Annotated in this window: 5 protein-coding genes; 1 reads left to right on the top strand and 4 read right to left on the bottom strand. The window is 61.8% G+C overall.

Going from position 1 to position 4,455, the window contains the following annotated elements; translation table 11 throughout:
* Nucleotides 1-15: 15 nt before the first annotated feature.
* The 4 genes from QOC69_RS00475 to QOC69_RS00460 form a co-directional block, all read right to left on the bottom strand.
* Nucleotides 16-804 (bottom strand): NAD-dependent epimerase/dehydratase family protein, encoded by a 789-nt coding sequence (locus QOC69_RS00475; RefSeq protein WP_526435269.1) that lies wholly within the window; start codon nt 802-804, stop codon nt 16-18.
* Nucleotides 805-839: 35 nt separating this feature from the next.
* Nucleotides 840-1,196, bottom strand: coding sequence for a VOC family protein (locus QOC69_RS00470; protein ID WP_526435267.1), 357 nt, complete (start codon nt 1,194-1,196; stop codon nt 840-842).
* Nucleotides 1,193-1,966 (bottom strand): SDR family NAD(P)-dependent oxidoreductase, encoded by a 774-nt coding sequence (locus QOC69_RS00465; RefSeq protein WP_526435265.1) that lies wholly within the window; start codon nt 1,964-1,966, stop codon nt 1,193-1,195. Before QOC69_RS00465 ends, QOC69_RS00470 begins: the two co-directional genes overlap by 4 nt.
* A 224-nt stretch (nt 1,967-2,190) precedes the next feature.
* On the bottom strand, nt 2,191-2,778 hold the full coding sequence (locus QOC69_RS00460) for a hypothetical protein (protein WP_526435263.1): 588 nt from the start codon (nt 2,776-2,778) through the stop codon (nt 2,191-2,193).
* An 836-nt stretch (nt 2,779-3,614) separates the two neighbouring features.
* Between QOC69_RS00460 and QOC69_RS00455 the strand changes: the two genes are divergently transcribed.
* Nucleotides 3,615-4,455 (top strand): MBL fold metallo-hydrolase (locus tag QOC69_RS00455; RefSeq protein ID WP_526435261.1); only part of this gene is annotated, 841 nt, incomplete at its 3' end.

Below are 4,455 nucleotides of genomic sequence, written 5' to 3'. Positions count from 1 at the left end.
TTGCATTGGAAAAGACTAGCGATAGACATCTCCGTTCGATATGTTGAAGATTTCATTGCGTGCTTTGTCTTCACCTAGAGCCCACAAGGTCGCCCGGCCGAACAATTCTGCGTCAGTTGTCTCCTGGAGAGTGTTCCATCCCTCCTTGGTGCCAGGAAAGCGTAAGGGCAGCCCGAGTTCGCGAGTCATCGCAGCGTACGTCGCGAGACTGGTAACCAAGTTCATTGGCGAGTTCAGGCTTGGTCCCATGACCAGATGGGGACGCAAAACCGTCCAACTAGCCCCAGTCTCAGCGGCCCAGTCAGCCAGAATGTCTTCCTGCTGGTGATAGTGGATCGGCGCAATGAGACGTGGGTCTGTCTCCTTCGCTGGAGCGTTGAAGGCGCCGAGACTGAAGCCGTAGGACTTGGCGCCGCCGGCGAGTACGACACGTTGAATGTGCACGTTGCCCGCTGCGAGGGCGTCGAGCGCATTTCTCAACATGCTGGCATTTGGCTCGACGGTTTCGGCCATCGTGGGTTTCTCGGCGTAGGCGGCGAAGACCAGATCGGTCACCTCATAGAGAGACGAAAAGGCGCTCTTCGTGCCCTCGCGGTCCATCAGATCGACGCTGATGTGAGGGGGTGCGGACTGCGCTCGATAGGCCGGTGCGGGTCGACGCGCGGCTGTGGTGACCGTCCACTGCGGGTTCTCGGCGACGGCGTCGATAACGCCAGTACCAAGGACGCCGTATGGTCCAACAAGCAGGATCTGGCGCTGCTTGACGGATGTTTCAGCAGTAGCGGACGTAGCGAGGTTGCTCATGGTGCATCCCTTCCTCGTGCGGGCAGCGGCAGCGGTCAGCTGGCCACGAGATCGAACTCGTTGCCGTCGGGGTCGATGAAGCCGATCCACCGGTTGTCGTTCTCGGCCAGTGAGCGGATCTGCTTGGCGCCCAGGTTCGTCAGTCGCTCGGCGTCGGTGACGACGTCGTTGGACCGCAGATCGAAGTGCACGCGGTTCTTGACGGTCTTGTCCTCGGCCACCTTGTGAAACAACAGGAGGGGTCCCTGTTGGCCGTCGGTGTCTGCCGGGATCGACGCGGAGTCCTCGGTGGCGCCATCATTGACGGTGCGGTGCAGGACCTGGGCCCAGAACTGTGCGAGTTGGGCGGCGTCGCGGGCGTCGAAGCTGACCGCCATTATCGAGATGCTCATGATGCCAATTCGGTTCGTTGCTTGTTTGCGGCGGCGGGGCGACCGGCGTCGACGGCCACGTTGGTACCGGTGTTGTAGGACGCGCGGTGGGAAGCCAGGAATCCGATCACGTCGGCGATCTCCTGCGGCTCGGCAACCCGACCGAGCAGAGTGGTCTCGGCCATGGAATCGAACAGCTCCCGTGGGGCCGCGTTGGTGTAGACGGGTCCCGGTGAGATGGCGTTGACCCTGATGCCGGCGGGTCCGTATTCGGCGGCCCATGAGCGGGCCAAGGAGGCCAGTGCGGCTTTGGTGGCGCCGTAGGCGGCACTGTCGGGCTTACCGACGATGCCGGCCCTGCTGGCCAGGTTGATGATCACGCCATCGCCCCGGGCCACCATCTTCGGGGCCAGCACCGACACCAGCAGGTATGGGGCCTCCACGTTGGCGACGAACAGCTGATCCAGCGTGTTGACGGGCAGCCCTTCCGACGGGCCGAACCACGCGAACCCTGCATTGTTGACGAGGATGTCGACGTCGCCGACCTCCTGGGCCAATCGCAAGGCCTCTGCTGGCACTCCCAGGTCGGCGCCGACGAAACGAGCTGAACCACCATCCTTTTCGATTTCGGCGACCACCTCAGCGCCCCGGCTGGCATCGCGGCCGTGCACGATCACCGTGGCCCCCTGTGCGGCCAGCTGCACCGCAGCGGCCCTACCGATACCCGATGTCGCGCCGGTGACCAGCGCGACCTTGCCTTCCAGATCCCGAACCACGGTGGGGCTTGTCATGTCCGCTCCTCATGTCTTTGTACCGATCTGTTTGATCGGACAGCCCAGTCAAAATTTAGACCGACCAGACTAAAGACACAAGCCAATCGGTCGATATTCCCTGAGGTGCAACGTTGACCGCTAGGCCGCCTAGCTGACGCGGTCGTATCCTTGGCCTGCGACCTGAGCAGCTTCACCACCCGTGGCTCTGATTCGAGGCAGAGTATTCAGCTCGACTGACCGTTCTAGTTCGCGGACGGGTCCGTCGCGGCGGCCATCACCGTGCGCGCCAGCGAAGATGCCGTCGCGGCGATGTCGGGCCGTCGGTCCATCCAGGCTGTGACGCAGGTGCCGCGGTAGATCATGACAAGCTGCTCGGTGAGTTCCTCTGGATGAGTGACCTGCGCGGCGTGAGCCAGATCGCAGAACAGGGTGTGAATCCAGTTGTGATATTTCGTCCTCACTCCCTCGACCAGCGCCTCGGGCAGGCTGGCTTCGGTGGCCAGGGTTGACTCCTCTATGTCACGCTCAAAGGCTGGCTCGGCAAACGACAGGCCCAGGATTTCAAAGACGCCGATAATGCGTTGCCGGGCAGAGGGAAAGCCTGACAGCTCGCGCAGCATCCGATCCTGGATACTGGCGAACCGGGACTGCAGGTAGGCCCGGATCAGGTCGTCGCCGTCCCCGTCGCCCAACCCAGCTTCGGGAATTCCTGACTTTGTCACGACCTCGTCGAAACAGGCGCGCTGCACACGGACCGTTGGAAACACGTCCGAGGCCCACTCGAGCTGATTCTCACGAACCACGGCTGGATCCGCTACCGCTTCATGCACATCGCACCTCCATACAAGCGTGGAGAAGGCCAAGATGGCGAGGCGTATCGAGGGCATCGCTTGCGGAACTGCATTTGTGACGGCCGCGAGGCGGTGGAGTGGATCCCGGTTGGGCGGATGACGACGACCGGGTGAGGTCTGGTGGGTGAGGTCATCGGCGGCTCCTTTGGTTGCCGAGGTCGGTGCTGGCAGTGGCGTAGGGAGCGCGATGATCACGCACGGGCCAGTCACCGCACTCTTCGCTGCCACGCGTCCGCTGACAGGTGTGCGGTTCCAACGCTAGTACCGACCGACGTCCTTTCACTGGTCGCAGAGTGGTACCAATAACGCCACGTTCGTTCGGGTCAACCTGTCACTTGCGCGTGCCGGCTTCGGGACGATGGCAAGTAACCCAGCAGTGGATGCGCTGGCATGCACTGACTTCCTGGACGAAATGTCCCAACGCAATTGGCTCCGCCCGAGCCGCATGTGGTCCCCAGGATCAGACAACATGGCCCGAAGAGAATGGGACATCGATGCCGGGCCGCGCGTCTCGGTGATGATCGGCCGGTCGCGCAGTGTGCTGGTGGTAGAAATCGGCCTGGCTCGATGTGCAAGCTGTGCTTGGCGACCAGAACCGTTGCGCTGCAGCCTCATCAGCGAGCCAACGGTGGAATTAGACAGAACTGTCTGATAGTCTTGCTCGATGCCGAAAAAGACGCGACAGGCTTCGGCACGAGGCCGACTCCTCGGGTCTGGTCGCTAAGCGAAATGCCGCGGTTGCGCCGTCGCCAATTGAGCGGGCGGACCAAACCGTTGCGGACGCCTTACTGGAGACAACAGATCGAGGGAGACTGATGGAATCGATCACCCTGGGTGACGTGACAGTCACGCGCATCACGGAATGGGAAGGCTGCGCCCCGATAACTGCCCAACTCGCCCCTGAAGGCGGCCGCGAGGTCTGGGAGCGACACAGTTCGTGGCTGGCACCTAGGTTCTGGAACCGGGAGTCGAACGAGGTCGTTACCTGTTCGGCATCGTATTTGGTCCGCAGTGCCGGCAAGAACATCCTGATCGATACAGCATCCGGAAACGGCAAGGAACGCCCCTACTTTCCGCTGTCGTCACACCTCGATACTCCCTATATCCAGGACCTCGGTCGCGCGGGAGTGAAACCCGAAGACGTGGATATCGTTGTCTGCACCCACCTTCACTTCGACCACGTCGGCTGGAACACGGTGTTGGAAAATCGCGAGTGGGTTCCCACGTTTCCCAACGCCTCCTATCTGTTCACCCTCGAAGACTTCGATTATTGGAATCCGCTCAACGACACCAAACCGCTTGGCGCGCTTGTCAATCAAAACGCATACGAGGACAGCATTGCGCCGATCCACAATGCCGGGCAGGCCGTGTTGTGGAGCGGCAGCCACACCATTGACGAGAACTTGAGCCTCATGGCCGCCCCAGGCCACACGCCGGGAAGCGCGATCGTCACTCTCGAGTCCGGCTCTGACCGTGCAATTTTCATCGGTGACGTATTGAACAATCCGATACAGATCGTGGAGCCGCATTGGAACAGCTGCTTCTGCGAGGATCCCCAACAAGCACGGCGGACCCGTCGCGAGGTGCTTTCTCGCGCTGCGGACACGAACGCGCTCCTCTTGGCCAACCACTTCGCTGGCGGGCACGCCGCAGAAA

Source organism: Mycobacterium sp., from assembly GCF_032162105.1.
Classification (GTDB): domain Bacteria; phylum Actinomycetota; class Actinomycetes; order Mycobacteriales; family Mycobacteriaceae; genus Mycobacterium.
This window is presented reverse-complemented; position numbering and strand designations above follow the sequence as displayed.

Bases quoted from the DNA above. Each gene is read 5' to 3' on its own strand.
- QOC69_RS00465 (WP_526435265.1), bottom strand. From the start codon at position 1,966: ATGACAAGCCCCACCGTGGTTCGGGATCTGGAAGGCAAGGTCGCGCTG.
- QOC69_RS00475 (WP_526435269.1), bottom strand. From the start codon at position 804: ATGAGCAACCTCGCTACGTCCGCTACTGCTGAAACATCCGTCAAGCAG.
- QOC69_RS00470 (WP_526435267.1), bottom strand. From the start codon at position 1,196: ATGAGCATCTCGATAATGGCGGTCAGCTTCGACGCCCGCGACGCCGCC.